The sequence below is a fragment of the Sanguibacter sp. Z6_81 genome (genome assembly GCF_057180625.1).
Genome location: NZ_JBXUFV010000002.1, coordinates 287,769 through 305,828, shown reverse-complemented (window position 1 = coordinate 305,828; position 18,060 = coordinate 287,769). Strand labels below are relative to the sequence as shown.

Genomic DNA, 18,060 nt, shown 5'->3' with positions numbered 1-18,060 from the left:
CGAGCTGTATGCGCATCGTCCTGGGCGTCAGCGGGGGAGTGGCGGCCTACAAGGCCGTGCTGCTCCTGCGCGCCCTCACCGAGGCCGGGCACAGCGTGCGGGTCGTCCCGACCGACGCTGCCCTGCGGTTCGTCGGTGCGCCGACCTGGGAGGCACTCTCCGGTCAGCCGGTGAGCACGAGCGTCTTCGACGAGGTGCCCCAGGTGCAGCACGTCGCGATCGCACAGGGGGCCGACCTCGTCGTCGTCGCGCCGGCCACCGCCGACCTGCTGGCGCGGATGGCCACCGGACGGTCGGACGACCTGCTCACCGCGACGCTGCTCACCGCCCGCTGTCCCGTGCTCGTCGCGCCAGCGATGCACACGGAGATGTGGCAGCACCCTGCCACCCGGGCGAACGTCGCGACGCTGCGCTCCCGGGGCATCCATGTGCTCGACCCGGCCGTCGGTCGGCTCACCGGCGCGGACTCCGGCCCCGGTCGACTCCCCGAGCCCGCAGAGATCCTCTCCGCCGCGCTGGCACTCGTCGAGCCGTCCGCACCCGCAGCGCCTCAACGGTCCGTCGGCGAGCCACGTCGCGACCTCGAGGGGCGCCACGTCGTCGTCTCCGCGGGCGGGACGCGCGAACCGCTCGACCCGGTGCGCTACCTCGGCAACCGCAGCACAGGGATGCAGGGCCACGCGCTGGCGGCCGCTGCCCGGCGCCGGGGTGCCCAGGTGACGCTCGTCGCCGCGAACACCTCGCTGGCGCCACCTGACGGCATCGACGTCGTGCCCGTGGAGACGACCGCGGAGCTGCGGACCGCGGTGCGCTCCGCAGCACCGACCGCCGACGTGATCATCATGGCCGCGGCGGTCGCCGACTTCCGCCCCGTGGGCACCGCCCCGCACAAGATGAAGAAGCGCTCCGACGGCGTCGTCCCGACGATCGAGCTCGTCGCCAACCCGGACGTCCTCGCGGAGCTCGCAGCCGACCGGCTGCGCGCCGGCCAGGTCGTTGTCGGTTTCGCGGCCGAGACCGGTGACGCGGACGGCGACGTGCTCACGCACGCCCGCGCCAAGGCCGTCCGCAAGGGCGCCGACCTGCTCGTCGTCAACGACGTCTCCGGGGGACGCGCGTTCGGCACCCCCGACAACGAGGTGACCATCCTCGGGCCCGACGGCACGGTGCTGGCCTCGGCGGCCGGCACCAAGGACCGTGTCGCCGACGTCGTCCTCGACGCCGTGGTGGACGTGCTCCGGGGGCAGTGAGCCACTGTGGACGCCCCGCCGGGCGACCCTGACGAGACCGTATCCTTGGCTCATGACTGACTCCCTGCGCCTCTTCACGTCCGAGTCCGTGACGGAGGGGCATCCGGACAAGGTCTGCGACCAGATCTCCGACGCGATCCTCGATGCGCTCCTCGAGCAGGACCCGACGTCCCGTGTCGCCGTCGAGACCCTCGTGACCACCGGGCTCGTGCACGTCGCCGGCGAGGTGTCCACGGAGGCGTACGTCGAGATCCCCGCGATCGTGCGTCAGGTCGTCAAGCAGATCGGCTACACCTCGTCCGCCATCGGGTTCGACGGCGACTCCTGCGGGGTCTCCGTGTCCATCGGCCAGCAGTCGCCGGACATCGCGCAGGGCGTCGACAAGGCGCTCGAGCAGCGGATCGACGCGAACGACCACGACCCGCTCGACACGCAGGGCGCCGGGGACCAGGGTCTGATGTTCGGGTACGCCACGGACGAGACGGCCACGCTCCTGCCGCTGCCCATCTACGCCGCGCACCGCCTCGCCGAGCGCCTCGCCGCGGTCCGCAAGCAGGGGATCATCCCGGGGCTGCGTCCGGACGGCAAGACGCAGGTGACGATCGCGTACGACGGCGACCGTGCCGTCCGGCTCGACACGGTCGTGCTGTCGACGCAGCACGACCCAGGGGTGCTGCAGGACGATCTCGCCGCTGCGGTGGCGGAGCTCGTCGTCGCCCCCGTGCTCAGCGAGCTCGACCTCGACAGCGCCGGGCACCGGCTCATCGTCAACCCCACCGGGACGTTCGTCGTCGGCGGCCCGAAGGGCGACGCAGGGCTCACGGGGCGCAAGATCATCGTCGACACCTACGGTGGTATGGCCCGCCACGGCGGAGGAGCGTTCTCCGGCAAGGACCCCTCCAAGGTGGACCGGTCGGCGGCCTACGCGATGCGCTGGGTCGCGAAGAACGTCGTCGCCGCCGGCCTCGCGCGCCGCTGCGAGGTCCAGGTCGCGTACGCGATCGGGAAGGCGCAACCGGTGGGTCTCTACGTGGAGACCTTCGGCACCGAGAGCGTGCCGCTCGAACGGATCACCGCGGCGATCCGCGAGGTGTTCGACCTGCGACCCGGCGCGATCGTCCGGGACCTCGACCTCCTCCGCCCGATCTATGAGCAGACGGCCGCCTACGGACACTTCGGTCGTGAGCTGCCCGACTTCACCTGGGAGCGCACCGACCGCGTCGCGGACCTGCAGGCCGCGATCTGACGACCGGCGCCACCTCCGCGATGACACCTGATCCCGGCGAGCAGCTCACCCTGCCCGGGATGGGCGCGGGGTCGACGGCGCGCGGCACGACCACCCCGCGGAGCGAGACGGGGGTGCCGCTCGCGACGCACCTGCCCATCGCGCGCGTGTGCGTCGACGTCTCCCCGCCCCACCTCGACCGGTTGTTCGACTACACCGTCCCGCAAGCGCTGTCCGAGACCGCGCTGCCGGGCGTGCGCGTCAAGGTGCGGTTCGGACCGCGCGACGTGGACGGGTACATCATCGAGCGCGTCGACCGGACGACGCACGAGGGCGGTCTCGTGGCGTTGCGCCGCGTCGTCTCGCCCGAGGTCGTGCTCTCTCCCGAGATCGCCGCGCTGAGCCGCCGGGTCGCCGACTACTACGCGGGATCGCTCACGGACGTGCTGCGTCTGGCCGTCCCCCCGCGTCTGGCACGGGTCGAAGGGGAGGTGCCCACCGTCCCGGCGTCGGCCCCCGCGCGTCCCGCCGACCCGGCTGGTGGCCGCGAGAGCGGCGCGATGGTGGCTGACGCCGGGGTGACCGGTGCCGCGGCCCCGGGCCGTGGCGCGTCGGCATGGTCGGACATCCGTGGGGGAGAGGCGTTCCTCTCCCGCCTGGCCGCCGGCGACTGCCCGCGCGCCGTGTGGAGCGCCCTGCCGGGCGTGGGACCCGTCGCCGGGTGGCCGGCCGCACTGGCTGAGGTCGCGCGGACGGTGGCCGAAGGTGGCCGCGGCGTCGTCGTCGTGCTGCCTGATGCCCGGGACGTGGACCGGCTCGCCGCCGCCCTCGTCGAGGCTGGCGTGGCGGAGCTGGCCGGGCCCACCCGGGAGTCGGCACCGCACGTGGCGTTCGTCCGGCTCAGCGCCGACCTGGGGCCGACCCCTCGGTACCGCAGCTTCCTCGCCGCGCTGCGGGGTGAGGCATCGATCGTCATCGGCACCCGTGCGGCGGCCTTCGCACCGGTGCACCGCCTCGGTCTCGTCGTGTGCTGGGACGACATCGACCCGATGCACCAGGAGCGCCGGGCTCCGTATCCGCACGTGCGCGAGGTGCTCGCCCTGCGGGCCGAGCAGACGGGGTGCGCCGTGCTCGTGGGGTCGTTGAGCCGCTCGATCCACGCGCAGGCGCTCGTCGTGAGCGGCTGGGCACGCGAGCTCGTGGCGGAGCGGGCCGTCGTGCGAGCACGCACGCCGCGCGTCGAGCCATTGACATCGGTCGATGTCGCCCGGGAGGGTCCCGCGGGGGCTGCGCGGCTTCCCGGGGCCGCGTGGAAGGCCATCTCCACCGGGCTCACCCGCGGCCCCGTGCTCGTCCAGGTTCCCCGGGGCGGGTACCTCCCGGTCGTCGCATGCGTGCGGTGCCGGACGGCAGCGCGGTGCGCGGTGTGCTCCGGGCCGCTCGCACTCTCGGGCGCGCACGCCGTGCCCCAGTGCTCCTGGTGCGGCGCCCTGGCGGGCGGGTGGCGGTGCCCCGAGTGCTCGGCGACGGGCCTGCGCTCGGTGCGGGTGGGCAGCGACCGGACGGCCGAGGAGCTGGGCCGGGCGTTCCCCGGCGTCCCCGTGCGGGTCTCCGGGGCGCGCTCAGCGGCGGGAGTGATCGCCCAGGTCTCCGACACTCCGGCCCTCGTCGTCGCGACACCGGGCGCGGAGCCGGTCGCAGCGGCGGGCTACGCGGTGGGAGTGCTTCTCGACGCCGCGGTGTCCACGAGTCACGTCGGTCTCTACACCGACCAGGAGGCACTGCACCGGTGGCTGGCCGCCGGCGCGCTCGTGCGGCCCTCGACCGCCGGTGGCCGTCTCCTCCTCGTCGGTGACGCCGCCCCCACACCCACGAACGCCCTCGTCCGATGGGACCCTGCGGGTCTCGCCCAGCGGGAGCTCGACGAGCGCGTCGAGCTCCAGATGCCGCCCGCCGTGCGGATCGCGTCCGTCACCGGTGACCGCCACGCGGTCGCCCTCTTCCTCTCCCGGGTGACTCTCCCGGAGGGCGGTTCCGTCCTCGGACCCGTCGAGCTGCCCGAGACATCCGACCGCCGGGGCGCGCCGGGACCCGGCCAGACCCGCCGCGCGACCGAGCGCACCGGCGGTGCGCTCGAGGCCCCGGTCCGGGCGATCGTCCGCGTCCCCGTCGCGCGGGGACGGGACCTGGCGCGCGCGATGTCAGGTGCGCTGGCCGTCGCCAGCGCGCGGCGCGAAGCCGGTCTCGTCTCGGTCATGCTCGACCCCAAGGAGATGCTCTGACCGGGGGGCCCGTGCTCCGGCTCGTAGAATGGCCTCATGCGTCTGCTCTTCGCCGGGACCCCGGCCGTGGCTGTCCCAGCCCTCGAGGCCCTCATCGACTCCCGGCACGAGGTCGTCGCGGTGCTCACCCGGGCGGACGCCCGCGCCGGGCGGGGCCGCCAGCTGGCCCCGAGCCCGGTCCGGGTCCGGGCCGAGGAGGCGGGGATCCCCGTCCTCACCGACCGTCCACGCTCTGAGGGCTTCGTCGAGCTCCTCACCTCGCTCGATGTCGACTGTGCCCCGGTGGTCGCGTACGGCGAGATCCTGCCAGCCGACGTCCTGGGGATCCCCGAGCACGGGTGGATCAACCTCCACTTCTCCGTGCTGCCCGCGTGGCGGGGCGCTGCGCCGGTGCAGCGGGCCGTCATCGCCGGCGACGAGGTCACCGGCGCGAGCACGTTCCGGATCGAGGAGGGGCTCGACACCGGGCCCGTCCTCGGCACCGCCACGGAGACGATCCGACCCCGCGACACGGCCGGGGACCTCCTCGACCGGCTCTCCCGCACGGGTGCCGGGCTCCTCGTCGCGACCCTCGACGCTCTCGAGGACGGAGCGCTCGTCGCCGTCCCGCAGCCGGCCGATGGCGTGAGCCTCGCGGCGAAGCTCTCCCCGCAGGACGCACGCGTGACGTGGACCCATCCGGCGCACGCCGTCGACCGTCTCGTGCGCGGCTGCACGCCCGAGCCCGGCGCGTGGACGACCCTCCCGGACGGCTCCCGGCTGGGCATCGGGCCCGTGCGGCTCCTGGACGACCGCTCCGCGCCCCGATCGTCGGACGGCGCTCCTCAGGAGCTCTCGCTCGCACCCGGTGAGGTGCACGCGACGAAGCGCCAGGTCCTCGTCGGCACCGCGACCGTCCCGGTCGAGCTCGGCGAGGTGACGCCCGCCGGGAAGAGGCCGATGCCCGCGAGCGACTGGGCGCGTGGTGCGCGCATCGAGCCCGGGTTCCGCCTCGGTCAGGAGGTGTCCGCATGAGCGGCGCCGAGGGCCGGCGTGACGCCCGGGGGCGCGAGCGGGGAGCCGCGCGATCCCGCGGCGACGCTGACCGCACCGCCCTGGCGCCGGGAGACCGGCGCAAGGGGACCGACCCCGCACGGACGGTCGCGTTCGACGTCCTGCGCCAGGTTGCCGACTCCGACGCGTACGCGAACCTCGTCCTGCCGCCGATGCTGCGATCCCGGGGGATGAGCGGGCGCGACGCCGCGTTCGCGACCGAGCTCACCTACGGGACGCTGCGGATGCGCGGACGGTACGACGCGATCCTCGCCGAGTGCGTCGACCGCCCGCTCGAGAAGATCGACCCGCCGGTGCTCGACGTCCTGCGGCTCGGGGCGCACCAGGTCCTCGGCATGCGGGTGGCGGCGCACGCCGCCGTCTCCGAGACCGTCGGTCTCGCTCGCGCGCGGGTCGGCGCCGGGAGCGCGCAGCTCGTCAATGCCGTGCTGCGCAAGGTGGCCCGCACCGAGCTCGAGGACTGGCTCGAGATCATCGAGAGCCGCGAGTCCGACGAGATCAGCCGGATGTCTGTCGTCGACAGCCACCCGAGGTGGATCACGCGGGCGTTGCGCGACTCCCTCGTCGCCTCCGGGCGCCCGGCAGAAGAGCTCGGGTCGTTGCTCGAGGCCGACAACGCCTCACCCCGGGTGACCCTCGTCGCCCGGCCCGGACTCATCTCCGCGGAAGAGCTCGGCGCCCGCACCGAGTCGGTCCCGGGCCGGTACGCGCCGACGGCCGTCGTGCTCCAGGGTTCCGACCCGGGAGCGATCGCCGCGGTCCGCGACGGCGCCGCCGGGGTCCAGGACGAAGGCAGCCAGCTCGTCACGCTCGCCTTCGTCGACGCACCCGTCGAGGGACCGGACGAGCGGTGGCTCGACATGTGCGCCGGGCCCGGGGGCAAGGCCGCGCTGCTCGCCTCGATCGCGGGGACCCGCGGCGCGCGGATCGTCGCGAACGAGGTGCAACCGCACCGCGCGGACCTCGTGGAGCGTGCCCTCGCCGCGGTGCCCGCCGACGCGGTGGAACGGGTGCAGGTGTGGGACGGCCGGGACATCGGTACCCAGGAGCCCGCCTCCTACGACCGTGTGCTCGTCGACGCGCCGTGCACCGGGCTCGGCGCGCTCCGGCGTCGCCCGGAGTCGCGGTGGCGCCGCACTCCCGGCGACGTGCCCGTGCTCGCCCAGCTGCAGCGCGAGCTCCTCGCCTCCGCCCTCGAGGCGGTGCGGCCCGGGGGCGTCGTCGCCTACGTGACGTGCTCGCCGCACCTCGCGGAGACCCGGTCCGTGGTCACCGACGTCCTGCGCGGCCTGCCGCCCGGCTCCGTGGAGGTCCTCGACGCGCGCGACCTCGTCACGGGCATCGCCGGTGCCGACATGCCCCTCGCCGACCGCCAGGACGTCCAGCTGTGGCCGCACCTGCACGGCACGGACGCGATGCACCTCACGCTGGTGCGCCGCCTCGCGCCGCCCGCCTGACGGGGCGGTCGCCGGCCGGCCCGCCCCGAGCCGGCCGGTGCGTCGGTCCCGGCACACCTAGGCTGGGGCCATGGACCCTCTCATCTCGCCGAGCATCCTGTCCGCCGACTACACCAACCTCGAGCGCGACCTGGGCCGGATCTCCGGCGCCGACTGGGCCCACGTCGACGTCATGGACAACCACTTCGTCCCGAACCTCACCATCGGTCTGCCCGTCGTGCAACGAATCGTCGAGGTCTGCCCGCTCCCCGTCGACGTCCACCTCATGATCGCCGACCCGGACCGTTGGGCTCCCGGGTACGCCGAGGCCGGCGCGCAGTCCGTCACCTTCCACGCGGAAGCCGCCTCCGCTCCCGTGCGGTTGGCCCGCGAGCTCCGCCGGCTGGGCGCTCGTGCCGGCCTCGCCCTGCGGCCGGCGACGCCGCTCGAGCCGTTCGTCGACCTCCTCGCCGAGATCGACATGCTCCTTGTCATGACCGTCGAGCCCGGGTTCGGTGGTCAGTCCTTCATCGAGGGCACGCTGCCGAAGATCCAGCGGGCACGCCGGGCTATCGGCGAAGCGGATCTCGACGTGTGGGTGCAGGTGGACGGCGGGATCTCCCGTTCGACGATCGCGCGCGCCGCAGAGGCCGGGGCGAACGTCTTCGTCGCCGGCTCGGCCGTCTACGGCGCGCAGGACATCCCGTCGGAGATCGACGCGCTGCGGGACCTGGCGCGCGCCCACATCCACTGACGTGACGTGCGCCACTGTCGTGGCGCTCCCGCCCCCGCGCGACCCCGTGGCATAGTGGGACCGATTACTACACGTGCTCTGGGGTCGGTGAAAATCCGAGCCGGCGGTCATAGTCCGCGACCCACGCCTCGGCGTGGTTGACCTGGTGGAACTCCAGGACCGACGGTCAAAGTCCGGATGGGAAGAGTCTCGTGGCGTACCTGGCCGTCCGTGCCGGGCACGCGGGTGATGTGTCAGCGCTGCGCTGACCCGTCGTCGACCCTCACCCCGGAGCGCTGAGCCCGGGACGGAGGACGCGCATGGACCAGACGCAGCTGAGCGACCGCGCGCAGCAGCGCAGTCTCACCGTCGACGGTGCGATGTCCCGGGCCCTGGAGCTCGCAGCACGCGGCCCGGCCCACGGGCCCAACCCCCGCGTGGGGTGCGTCCTGCTTGCCCCGCTGCTCGGGGACGACGGCACCGCCCGCGACGACGACACCATCGCGCCGCCGGATCTTCCGGCCGACCTGGCGCGCACCGTCCTCGCCGAGGGATGGCACCGCGGAGCCGGCACCCCCCACGCCGAGGCCGACGCGCTCGCCCGCGCTGCCGCCGCTGGGATCTCCGTCCGGGGCGCCACCGCTGTCGTCACCCTCGAGCCGTGCAACCACACGGGACGCACGGGTCCGTGCGCGCACGAGCTCGCCGCCGCCGGCGTCGCTGAGGTCGTGCACGCCGTCGGCGACCCGAACCCCGCCGCGACCGGCGGCGCCGAGTACCTGCGTTCGCACGGCGTCGTCGTGCAGCACGGTCTGCGCGAGGACGAGGGGGAGGAGCTGCTGCGCGTCTGGCTCACCGCCGTCCGGCGTGGGACGCCCTACGTCACCCTCAAGACGGCCACGACCCTCGACGGGTGCGTCGCGGCGGCGGACGGCACGAGCCGGTGGATCACGGGGGAGGCCGCACGCCTGCACGCGCACGCCGTGCGCGCCGAGGTCGACGCCATCGCCGTCGGGACCGGCACCGCTGTCGTCGACGACCCGTCGCTCACCGCCCGCGCGTCCGACGGATCGCTCGCCGCCCACCAGCCGCTGCGCGTCGTCGTGGGACACCGCGACCTGCCGGCGGGGGCCCGACTGACGGGGCCCGGCGGGGAGCTCGTCCACATCCGCACGCACGACGTCACGCAGGTGCTCGCGGAGCTCGCGGAGCGCGAGGTCCGGCACCTCCTCGTCGAGGGCGGCCCCAGCCTGGCCGCGGCCTTCCTCGCCGCCGACGCCGTCGACGAGATCCACTCCTACGTCGCGCCCGCGTTCCTCGGCTCCGGGCGACGCGCCGTCGCCGACACCGGCGCCCGGTCCATCGACGATGCCCACCGGTTCCGCACCACCGACGTGCAGCGGCTCGGGGACGACGTGCTCGTCGTCGCCCGCCGTGCCCGCAGCGCGGACCGCGCCGTACCGAACCCCGAACAGTGAGGATCACCATGTTCACCGGAATCATCGAAGAGCTCGGGACCGTCGCGGACATCCGCACCCCGGACGCCACGCACGGCGACGCCGTGCTCACCGTCCGCGGTCCGCTCGTGACCTCCGACGCCGCCCTCGGCGACTCGATCGCGGTGAACGGCGTGTGTCTCACGGTCACCTCGCTGCCGCAGGACGGCACCTTCACCGCGGACGTCATGCCGGAGTCGCTGAGCCGGACCGCGCTCGGTGCGCTGTCAGCGGGTGACGCGGTCAACCTCGAGCGTGCGGTCCGCGCCGACGCGCGCCTCGGCGGACACATCGTCCAGGGTCACGTCGACGGGGTCGGCACGCTCCGCAGCCGGACGCCGGGGGCCCGCTGGGACGACCTCGTCTTCGAGGCACCGCCGACGATCACCCGGTACATCGCCGAGAAGGGCTCCGTGACGATCAGCGGCGTGTCCCTCACCGTGACGACCGTGTCGGACGACGCCTTCGGCGTCTCGCTCATCCCCACGACCCTCGCGGCGACCACCCTCGGCGCCCTCGCACCGGGTGCCCCCGTGAACCTCGAGGTCGATGTCATCGCCAAGTACGTAGAACGACTCCTGGGAGCCCGCTCATGACCACCGCGCACAACGACACCGCCGGCCGTTCCGAGGTCCACCTCGGCACCGTCGAGGAGGCGCTCGACGCGCTGCGGGCGGGCCGTCCCGTGCTCGTCGCGGACTCGCCCGACCGGGAGAACGAGGCAGACGTCGTCTTCGCCGCCTCCAACGTCTCGACCGACTGGGTGGCGTGGACGATCCGCCACTCCTCGGGCTACCTCTGCGCGCCGATGCCGGGCCCGCGCGCGGACGCCCTCGAGCTGCCGCTCATGGTTCCGCACAGCCAGGACCCGCGGCGCACCGCCTACACGGTGACCGTCGACGCCGCGACGGGCGTGACGACGGGCATCTCCGCGGCCGACCGCACCCGGACGCTCGGCGTGCTCGCCGACCCGGCCTCCGGGCCGGTCGATCTCATCCGGCCCGGTCACGTGCTGCCGTTGCGCGCTGTCGCCGGGGGAGTGCTGCACCGTGCCGGGCACACCGAGGCCGCGGTCGACCTCGTTCGGCTCGCAGGGCTCGGCGAGGTCGCGGGGATCGCGGAGCTCGTCAACGACGACGGCACGATGATGCGGATGCAGCAGACGGGGGTGCTCGCGGAGCGCGAGGGCCTCGTGCTGCTCACCATCGCGGACCTCATCACGTGGCGCCGGGAGCACGACCCCGTCGTGGCGTCCGAGGACGCGGCCCCGGAGCCGGCGCGCGTCCAGCCGACCGCCGTCGCCGAGCTGCCCACGGCTCACGGGACCTTCACCATCCACGGCTACCGCGACGTGCGGACCGGGGCGGAGCACGTCGCGCTCGTGCCGCGCGAGGTGGGTACGACCGCGCGGGGGGCCGAGTCGCTGCCCGTCGTGCGGGTGCACTCCGAGTGCCTCACCGGGGACGCCTTCGGGTCGCTGCGCTGCGACTGCGGTCCTCAGCTGCAGGCGTCGCTCGCGACCGTCGCGGCCGAGGGGGGCGCGGTCGTGTACCTCCGGGGGCACGAGGGCCGGGGGATCGGCCTGCTCGCGAAGATCGGCGCGTACGAGCTTCAGGACGCGGGCCTGGACACCGTGCAGGCGAACCTCGAGCTCGGGTGGCCGGTCGATCGCCGGGAGTACGGCGCCGCGGCAGCGATCCTCGCCGACCTCGGCCTCGAGCGCATCCGGCTGCTGACGAACAACCCCGCGAAGTCGACGGGCCTCATGGCCAGCGGCATCGACGTCGTGAGCACGGTGCCCATCGAGGTGGGTCACACGCCCGAGAACCACCAGTACCTCGTGACGAAGAAGGTCTCGATGGGTCACCGCCTCGAGACGGTCGTCGTCGAGCCGCCCATCCCGACCGTGACCACGGACGTGACCACCGACGGGGCCACCACCACCACCGACACCCAGGAGGACCCGCGATGAGCGGAGCAGGAGCACCCACGATCGCCGTCGACGGCTCAGGACTGCGGGTGGTCGTCATCGCCGCGCAGTGGCACACGGTCATCATGGACGGACTGCTCGGTGGCGCGCGCCGCGCCCTGGCTGCCGCGAACGTCACGGACGTCACGGAGATCCGCGTGCCCGGCTCGTTCGAGCTGCCCGTCGCGGCTCAGGTGGCCGCGACGACCGCCGGAGTGGACGCCGTCGTGGCGCTCGGCGTCGTCGTGCGCGGTGGGACGCCGCACTTCGAGTTCGTCTGCCAGGCCGCGACGATGGGCCTCACGGAGGTCGCTGTCCGCACGGGCGTCCCGGTCGGGTTCGGTGTCCTCACCGTCGACGAGGAGCACCAGGCGATCGACCGCGCCGGGCTCGAGGGATCGCGCGAGGACAAGGGAGCCGAGGCCGTCGAGGCCGCGATCGCGACGGTCCTCGCGCTGCGCGGGCTCCGCGCATGAGGAGCGTCCGCACGGTGCGACCGGTCGTCGCCGTGGTCAGGCGTGCCGTCGGACCTGCGTCGGCGACTAGGCTTGCCCGGTGAAGACGTTCGAGGAGTTGTTCGCAGAGCTCACCGCCAAGTCCGTGGAGCGCCCCGCCGGGTCCGGCACCGTCGCCCAGCTCGACGCCGGCGTCCATGCCATCGGCAAGAAGATCGTCGAGGAGGCGGCCGAGGTCTGGATGGCCGCCGAGTTCCAGAGCGACGCGGAGGCTGCCGAAGAGATCTCGCAGCTCCTGTACCACCTGCAGGTCCTCATGGTCGCCAAGGGCATCAGCCTCGAGGACGTCTACTCCTACCTCTGACGCGGTGCCGTCGGGCGCCCACACTCATCACTGATCGCGAGGATCCTGTGCTCCGCATTGCCGTCCCCAACAAGGGCTCACTGTCCGAACCGGCGTCCGAGATGCTGCGTGAGGCGGGCTACCGTCAGCGCCGTGACACACGCGAGCTCGTGCTCGCCGACCCGGACAACGACGTCGAGTTCTTCTTCCTGCGCCCCCGTGACGTCGCCGTCTACGTCGGTGCCGGGACGGTCGACGCGGGGATCACCGGCCGGGACCTCATGCTCGACTCCGGGGCGGCCGCCGAGGAGCACCTGCCGCTCGGGTTCGCCCGGTCCACGTTCCGCTTCGCGGCGCCGACGGGATCGATCACCGAGGTCGCGCAGATCGACGGTCGTCGGGTCGCCACGTCCTACTCGGTCCTCGTGGGCTCCTACCTCGCCGAGCAGGGTGTGACCCCCGCGGCGATCGTGCACCTCGACGGCGCGGTGGAGAGCTCCGTGAAGCTCGGGGTCGCGGAGGTCATCGCGGACGTCGTCGAGACCGGGACCACGCTCAAGGCCGCGGGCCTCGAGATCTTCGGCGACCCGATCCTCGAGTCCGAGGCGGTGCTCATCCGCCGCCGCGACGCCGACGTCCCCGCCGGTCTGGAGACCCTCACGCGGCGCCTCCAGGGCGTGCTCACCGCGCGCTCGTACGTGCTCATGGACTACGACGTGCCCGTCGAGCTCGTCGACGCCGCGGTCGCGATCACGCCCGGCCTCGAGTCCCCGACCGTCTCTCCGCTGCACGACCGCGACTGGGCCGCCGTCCGCGCCATGGTCCGGCGTGCGGACACGAACAAGGTCATGGACGCCCTCTACGACGTGGGAGCCCGCGCGATCCTCGTCACGTCGATCCACGCCTGCCGCATCTGACACTCCAACCGCCACGAGGAGAGGGCGAGCCGGGATGACCTCGCGAGCGAGGGGCGCCCACGCGTGAGCGTCGAGCACCTGTACGAGCCCTTCCGGCCGCGCTTCGTGCGCGTCGTGGGCCTCGCCGTCCTCGCACTCGCGGTGTGCGGGCTGGCGGTCCTGCTCTGGGTCGCCCCCGGGGACGACGTCGGCTACACGCGCGGCACCGTCGTGAGCATGGTGCTCTTCGTCGCCGTCGTGGGCACGATCCTGTGGCGCCTCGCGACCGTGCGTGCCGACGTCGACACGACGGGGATCCGGGTGCGCAACCCGGTGCGGGCGCGCACGTTGGCCTGGCCGCAGATCCTCGGCGTCGTCTTCGGGGAGGGCGATCCGTGGGTGCTGCTCGAGCTCGCGGACGGCAGCACGTGCGCGGTCATGGCCGTCCAGCGTGCCGACGGGGCGCGGGCGTCCCGGGAGGCGGAGCGGCTCGCGACCCTCGTCGCCGCGCACGGCGAGGGACGCGAACCTGTCCGCTGAGCACCCGGCGACGAGGCGCCGCCGGGTGCTCAGCGTGAACCGACGGTCAGCAGGCGCCCGTGGACCCGGAGTCGGGGGCCCCGGTCTCGTACTCGCCGATCGCGGCGACCTTGGCGGCTGACGCGGACGCCGTGTCGAAGCGGTACCCGACCCACTCCTTCACGAGGCGCAACGCGAGCTCGGTGCCGATGACACGCTGGCCGAGGCACAGCACCTGCGCGTCGTTGGAGAGCACCGCGCGCTCGACGGAATAGCTGTCGTGCGCGGTCACCGCGCGGACGCCGGGGACCTTGTTCGCGGCGATCGCGACGCCCAGGCCCGTGCCGCACACGAGCAGCGCGCGGTCGGCGTCACCGGCGGCCACCTGGCGTGCCGCGGAGACGGCGACGTGCGGGTACGCCGTCTCCTCGTCCGCCTGCACGCCGACGTCCGCCACGACCTCGACGCGGTCGTCGTTCTCCAGGGCGGCCTTGATGAGGTCCTTGAGGGTGAGGCCGGCGTCGTCACTGCCGACGACGATCCGGAGCTTGTCGGTCATGCGTCCTCCTGGGGGGTGGTGGATCGGGGGTCGCTGCCCGACGTGCTCGTCACCGCGGTCGCGATGAGGGCCAACGAGACGGCACCGGGGTCGGGGTGGCCGACGCTCTGCTCTGCGAGCGGGCGGGCCCGACCGAGCCGGGGACGCAGCGCAGCGGTGGCCTCCGCGGCCTGTGTGGCACGCGCGGCGGCATCCGACCACGTGGAGCTGACGTCGCCGCCCGGTGCGCCGGTCGCGCTGGCGACGAGCGCCTCGTGGAACGGTCCGAGGGCGTCGAGCATCGTCTTGTCGCCGGGCTCCGCCTTGCCGAGCGTGCGCATCGCGTCGATCGCCGCGCCCACGGCGTCGGCGAGGACACCGGCTGCGTCGGTGTCCCACCGTCTCCACGTCGCGGCGTCGTCGGGGACGACGGCTGCCGCGGCCTCGAGCATGGCGCCCCACAGGACGCCGGACGTGCCACCCGCGCGGCTCGACCATGCCTGTCCGGCGCGGGTGAGCATCTCCCCGGGGGCACCGCCCGCCTCGACGACCTCGCGTGCGGCGGCGAGCGCAGCGGAGCTGCCCCGCACCATCCCGCGGCCGTGGTCACCGTCGCCGGCGAAGGAGTCCAGCCGACCGAGCGTCGTCTCGGCGTCCGCCAGCGCGGTCACGGCGCGGTCCATCCCCGCGAGGAGGGCGACGGCGTGCGCGCGGCCGTCCTCGCTGGCGGGCACGACGGCGGCGGCTGGCGGCGCGGCTGCGGCCACTGCGTCCGCCTCGTCCCGCACAGGTCCGCGTCCGGCGACGTCCGTCACCCGGCCCTTGCGGTACGCGGGTGCCGCGGCGGGTGCCGTCCACAGCTGCTCGAGCTCGTCGTCGAGCCACATGAGCGTGAGGGAGCAGCCCGCCATGTCGAGGCTCGTCACGAGCTCGCCGACGTCGGGCGCGACGATCGTCACGCCCGCCTCGCGCAGCAGCGGCGCGACGGTGGACCAGACGACGAACAGCTCCTCGTACTTCGTGCGACCGAGTCCGTTGAGCACGACGGCGGCGCGCGCGGGGCCGGGCTCCGGCGCCTCGGCGAGCACGCGCTCGACGAGCACCGCGGCCAGCTCCGCCGCGGTCGGCATGGGGCTCTCGCCGATGCCGGGCTCGCCGTGGATGCCGACACCGAGGCCCATCGAGCCCTCCGCGACGGTGAACAGGGGCTCGTCGGCCCCGGGCAACGTGCACCCGTCGAAGGCGACGCCGAGCGTGCGGGTGCGCGCGTTCGCGTGCTGGGCCGCCCGCTCGACCTCGTCGAGGTCGTACCCGGCCTCCGCGGCGGCCGCGGCCACCTTGAAGACCGTGAGGTCGCCGGCGATCCCGCGGCGCTTGTCCTCCTGGCCGGCCGGTGCGCTGGCGATGTCGTCGGTGACGACGAGGTAGCGCGCGTCGATGCCCTCGCCGGTGAGGCGTCGCTGCGCGAGGCCGAAGTTCATGACGTCCCCGGCGTAGTTGCCGGTGAGCATGAGCACGCCGGCGTCGGACGCGGCACTGCGGGCGACCGAGGCGGCGTCGTCGGCCGACGGTGACGTGAAGATGTTGCCCACGACGGCGCCGTCGGCGAACCCGGGTCCGACGAGCCCGCTGAACGCGGGGTAGTGCCCCGAGCCTCCACCGACGACGACGGCGACCTTGCCCGACGGGGTGGCGGTTGCCCGGACGACGCCGCCGGGGACGAGCGTGACGACGTCCGAGTAGGCGTCGGCGAACCCGCGCAGCGCCTCGTCCGCGAACTGCGCCGGGTCGTTCGACAGGACGCTCATGACCGGCCCTCCGTGGTCGCGGTGGGGTCCACCGCGACCGGGGCGGACAGCGTGGTCGCGATGATGGAGTCGTCGGACGCCGCGAGCCCGCGTGCCTCGCCGAGCAGGTAGAGCTGTTCGGCGGCGGACGCGACCGGGGTGGCCACGTGCGCCTCCCGGGCGAGGCGCGCGACGATGCCCATGTCCTTGGAGATGACGTCGAGGCGGGAGCGGAGCTCCGGCCGCTGGCCGGTGAGCTGCTGCGCGATGCGCGGACCGCGGTCGGCGAGCATGAACGACGCAGCGGCCCCCTTGCCGAGCACCTCGATCGTCGCGTCGAGGTCGAGCCCCAGGGCGTGCGCGAGGGCGAGCGCCTCCGCCGCGGCAGCGGTGTGGATGCCGCACAGCAGCTGGTTGACGGTCTTGAGCATCTGTCCGTCGCCCACCCGGGCGCCGGCGACCGTGAGGGTCGACGCGAGCGACCCGAGCACCGCGCGGGCGCGGTCCACGGCCTCGTCGGGCGCGCCGACCATGATGAGCAGGTCTCCCTGTCCGGCGCGGACGGGGCCACCGCTGACGGGCGCGTCCACGAGGTGCACCCCGCCCACGGCCAGGCGGGCCTCGGCGGCGCGAGCGGCGTCGACGCCGACCGTCGAGGTGAGCACGACGACGGCGCCGGCAGGCAGCGTCTGCGCTGCACCGGCGTCGCCGAACAGGGCCTGCTCGAGCTGGGCGGCGTCCCGGACCCCGATGAGGACGACGTCGGCGTCGCTGCAGGCCTGCGCGGGGGAGTCGGCGGGGCTCACGCCCGCCGCCTGCGCGAGCCGCAGGCGCTCGGCGCTGATGTCGAACGCGACGACGTCGTACGTGCGGGCGAGGTGCGTGGCCATGGGCAGGCCCATCGCACCGAGGCCGAGGACCGCGACGCGGGCGCTCATCGGGCACCTCCGGCGAACGTGACCTGCTCGCCCGCGCGGCTGGCCCGGGCGACCTCACCGGTGGCGACGGCGAGGATCTTGCGCAGGTAGGTGCGGTTCTCGGCCATGACGGACAGGCCGTCGCCGCCGTAGTGCTCGACACAGAATGCCCCGGAGAACCCGACGTCGAGCGCCGTCTTGATCGCCTGCCGGTAGTTCATCGATCCCGCGTACATCGGGGCCGGGACGGCGACGACCGCGCCCGACGGGTCGGTGTCGCGGTGGTAGTTCTTCACGTGCCAGTAGTTCGAGACGGGCAGGCAGGCCTCGACCGCTGCGGCGAAGCCCTCGATGTCGCGGTGCAGACGGAAGAGGTTGCCGAGGTCGGGGTTGAGGCCGACGGACGGGTGCGCGATGTCGTTGACGAGGCGCACCGCGGACTGCGCGGAGCCCAGGAGCGTGTCCTCGTACATCTCGAGGGACAGCGCGACGCCGGCGTCGGCGGCGTGCTCGCCGAGCTCACGCAGACGGGTCACCGCGAGCTGCCAGGTCTCGGCGGAGTCGTCGTCGCGCGGCCCGTCGATCGTCCAGAACCACAGCACCTCACGCTGGGCAGCGGTGAGCGGTCGGTGCAGGCCGACGCTCACGACGGAGCAGCCGAGCTCGGCTGCGGCATCGATCGTGCGGTGCGAGTAGGCGAGGTTGTCGTCGCCGGTCTCGGGGTCGATGACGCTGCGGCGGATCGCTGAGACCGCTTCGGGGCGCAGGCCCGTGTGGCGCAGCACGTCGGCCAGCTCGGTGAGCCGAGAGGGCTCCAGGTCACCGACGCGGACCCAGGAGTCCGTCACGTCGACCTCGGTGAATCCCTCGAACGCGACCTCGGCGAGGTGGTCGTGCCAGGTGTCGGCGGTGGCGTCCTGCGCGGACGGGAACGGCAGCATCGCGGCCGCGATGGGCCACTCGGCGCTGGGGAAGGCGGGGTCGAGGTCGCTGATGGTGATCACTCCGGTGGTCGCGTGCGGGGGTGGTGCTGAGTCTGTCGGGCAGGCGGGGATTCGGCGCGGGCTGCGGTCAGTGGAGACGAGGGCCCACCTCGGTGGGGTCTGCGCGGCGGCGTCCGGGGACTCGACGACTGCTCATGCGGCTCCCGGTGTCGACGTT

The 18,060-nt window shown here is 74.0% G+C and carries 17 protein-coding genes and 1 riboswitch; of the genes, 13 read left to right on the top strand and 4 right to left on the bottom strand.

Going from position 1 to position 18,060, the window contains the following annotated elements:
• The first annotated feature begins 8 nt into the window (after nucleotides 1-8).
• The 13 genes from coaBC to AC2AXK_RS06320 all read left to right on the top strand — a co-directional run bounded on the left by coaBC (nucleotide 9) and on the right by AC2AXK_RS06320 (nucleotide 13,678).
• Nucleotides 9-1,250, top strand: coding sequence for a bifunctional phosphopantothenoylcysteine decarboxylase/phosphopantothenate--cysteine ligase CoaBC (coaBC, locus tag AC2AXK_RS06380; RefSeq protein ID WP_484344521.1), 1,242 nt, complete (start codon nucleotides 9-11; stop codon nucleotides 1,248-1,250).
• 52 nt (nucleotides 1,251-1,302) lie between these two features.
• Nucleotides 1,303-2,496: a methionine adenosyltransferase gene (gene metK / locus AC2AXK_RS06375; RefSeq protein ID WP_484344520.1), complete on the top strand. Its 1,194-nt coding sequence runs from the start codon at nucleotides 1,303-1,305 to the stop codon at nucleotides 2,494-2,496.
• A gap of 20 nt (nucleotides 2,497-2,516) precedes the next feature.
• Nucleotides 2,517-4,757: a primosomal protein N' gene (locus AC2AXK_RS06370; RefSeq protein WP_484344519.1), complete on the top strand. Its 2,241-nt coding sequence runs from the start codon at nucleotides 2,517-2,519 to the stop codon at nucleotides 4,755-4,757.
• A 36-nt stretch (nucleotides 4,758-4,793) separates the two neighbouring features.
• A complete protein-coding gene (gene fmt, locus AC2AXK_RS06365; RefSeq protein WP_484344518.1) occupies nucleotides 4,794-5,771 on the top strand; it encodes a methionyl-tRNA formyltransferase in 978 nt (325 codons plus the stop codon).
• Entirely contained in the window at nucleotides 5,768-7,267 is a 1,500-nt protein-coding gene (locus AC2AXK_RS06360) for an RsmB/NOP family class I SAM-dependent RNA methyltransferase (protein WP_484344517.1), read from the top strand. The genes fmt and AC2AXK_RS06360 overlap by 4 nt, the downstream gene beginning before the upstream one ends.
• Nucleotides 7,268-7,337: 70 nt before the next feature.
• Nucleotides 7,338-8,000 (top strand): ribulose-phosphate 3-epimerase, encoded by a 663-nt coding sequence (gene rpe / locus AC2AXK_RS06355; protein WP_484344516.1) that lies wholly within the window; start codon nucleotides 7,338-7,340, stop codon nucleotides 7,998-8,000.
• 70 nt (nucleotides 8,001-8,070) lie between these two features.
• Nucleotides 8,071-8,194: riboswitch (FMN riboswitch) on the top strand.
• Nucleotides 8,195-8,299: 105 nt separating this feature from the next.
• Entirely contained in the window at nucleotides 8,300-9,457 is a 1,158-nt protein-coding gene (ribD, locus tag AC2AXK_RS06350) for a bifunctional diaminohydroxyphosphoribosylaminopyrimidine deaminase/5-amino-6-(5-phosphoribosylamino)uracil reductase RibD (protein ID WP_484344515.1), read from the top strand.
• A gap of 8 nt (nucleotides 9,458-9,465) precedes the next feature.
• Nucleotides 9,466-10,071 (top strand): riboflavin synthase, encoded by a 606-nt coding sequence (locus AC2AXK_RS06345; protein WP_484344514.1) that lies wholly within the window; start codon nucleotides 9,466-9,468, stop codon nucleotides 10,069-10,071.
• Nucleotides 10,068-11,447, top strand: a complete 1,380-nt coding sequence (gene ribA, locus AC2AXK_RS06340) for a GTP cyclohydrolase II (protein ID WP_484344513.1) — start codon at nucleotides 10,068-10,070, stop codon at nucleotides 11,445-11,447. The genes AC2AXK_RS06345 and ribA overlap by 4 nt, the downstream gene beginning before the upstream one ends.
• The gene (gene ribH, locus AC2AXK_RS06335; protein WP_484344512.1) at nucleotides 11,444-11,920 is read left to right on the top strand and encodes a 6,7-dimethyl-8-ribityllumazine synthase; all 477 of its coding nucleotides are present in this window, start codon (nucleotides 11,444-11,446) and stop codon (nucleotides 11,918-11,920) included. Before ribA ends, ribH begins: the two co-directional genes overlap by 4 nt.
• A gap of 79 nt (nucleotides 11,921-11,999) precedes the next feature.
• On the top strand, nucleotides 12,000-12,263 hold the full coding sequence (locus AC2AXK_RS06330) for a phosphoribosyl-ATP diphosphatase (protein ID WP_484344511.1): 264 nt from the start codon (nucleotides 12,000-12,002) through the stop codon (nucleotides 12,261-12,263).
• Nucleotides 12,264-12,310: 47 nt separating this feature from the next.
• Nucleotides 12,311-13,159, top strand: a complete 849-nt coding sequence (hisG, locus tag AC2AXK_RS06325; RefSeq protein WP_484344510.1) for an ATP phosphoribosyltransferase — start codon at nucleotides 12,311-12,313, stop codon at nucleotides 13,157-13,159.
• 63 nt (nucleotides 13,160-13,222) lie between these two features.
• On the top strand, nucleotides 13,223-13,678 hold the full coding sequence (locus AC2AXK_RS06320; RefSeq protein ID WP_484344509.1) for a PH domain-containing protein: 456 nt from the start codon (nucleotides 13,223-13,225) through the stop codon (nucleotides 13,676-13,678).
• A 46-nt stretch (nucleotides 13,679-13,724) separates the two neighbouring features.
• On the opposite strand, the gene AC2AXK_RS06315 is transcribed toward AC2AXK_RS06320, so the two are convergent.
• From AC2AXK_RS06315 to AC2AXK_RS06300, 4 genes are read right to left on the bottom strand one after another with little or no spacing between them, the layout of a single operon-like run.
• Nucleotides 13,725-14,216 (bottom strand): ribose-5-phosphate isomerase, encoded by a 492-nt coding sequence (locus tag AC2AXK_RS06315; protein WP_484344508.1) that lies wholly within the window; start codon nucleotides 14,214-14,216, stop codon nucleotides 13,725-13,727.
• Nucleotides 14,213-16,003 carry a dihydroxyacetone kinase family protein gene (locus AC2AXK_RS06310; protein WP_484344507.1) on the bottom strand — a complete coding sequence of 597 codons (1,791 nt, stop codon included), beginning with the start codon at nucleotides 16,001-16,003 and terminating at the stop codon, nucleotides 14,213-14,215. The genes AC2AXK_RS06315 and AC2AXK_RS06310 overlap by 4 nt, the downstream gene beginning before the upstream one ends.
• Nucleotides 16,000-16,920, bottom strand: coding sequence for an NAD(P)-dependent oxidoreductase (locus tag AC2AXK_RS06305; RefSeq protein ID WP_484344506.1), 921 nt, complete (start codon nucleotides 16,918-16,920; stop codon nucleotides 16,000-16,002). Before AC2AXK_RS06305 ends, AC2AXK_RS06310 begins: the two co-directional genes overlap by 4 nt.
• Nucleotides 16,917-17,903, bottom strand: coding sequence for a sugar phosphate isomerase/epimerase family protein (locus tag AC2AXK_RS06300; RefSeq protein ID WP_484344505.1), 987 nt, complete (start codon nucleotides 17,901-17,903; stop codon nucleotides 16,917-16,919). The genes AC2AXK_RS06305 and AC2AXK_RS06300 overlap by 4 nt, the downstream gene beginning before the upstream one ends.
• Nucleotides 17,904-18,060: the final 157 nt, after the last annotated feature.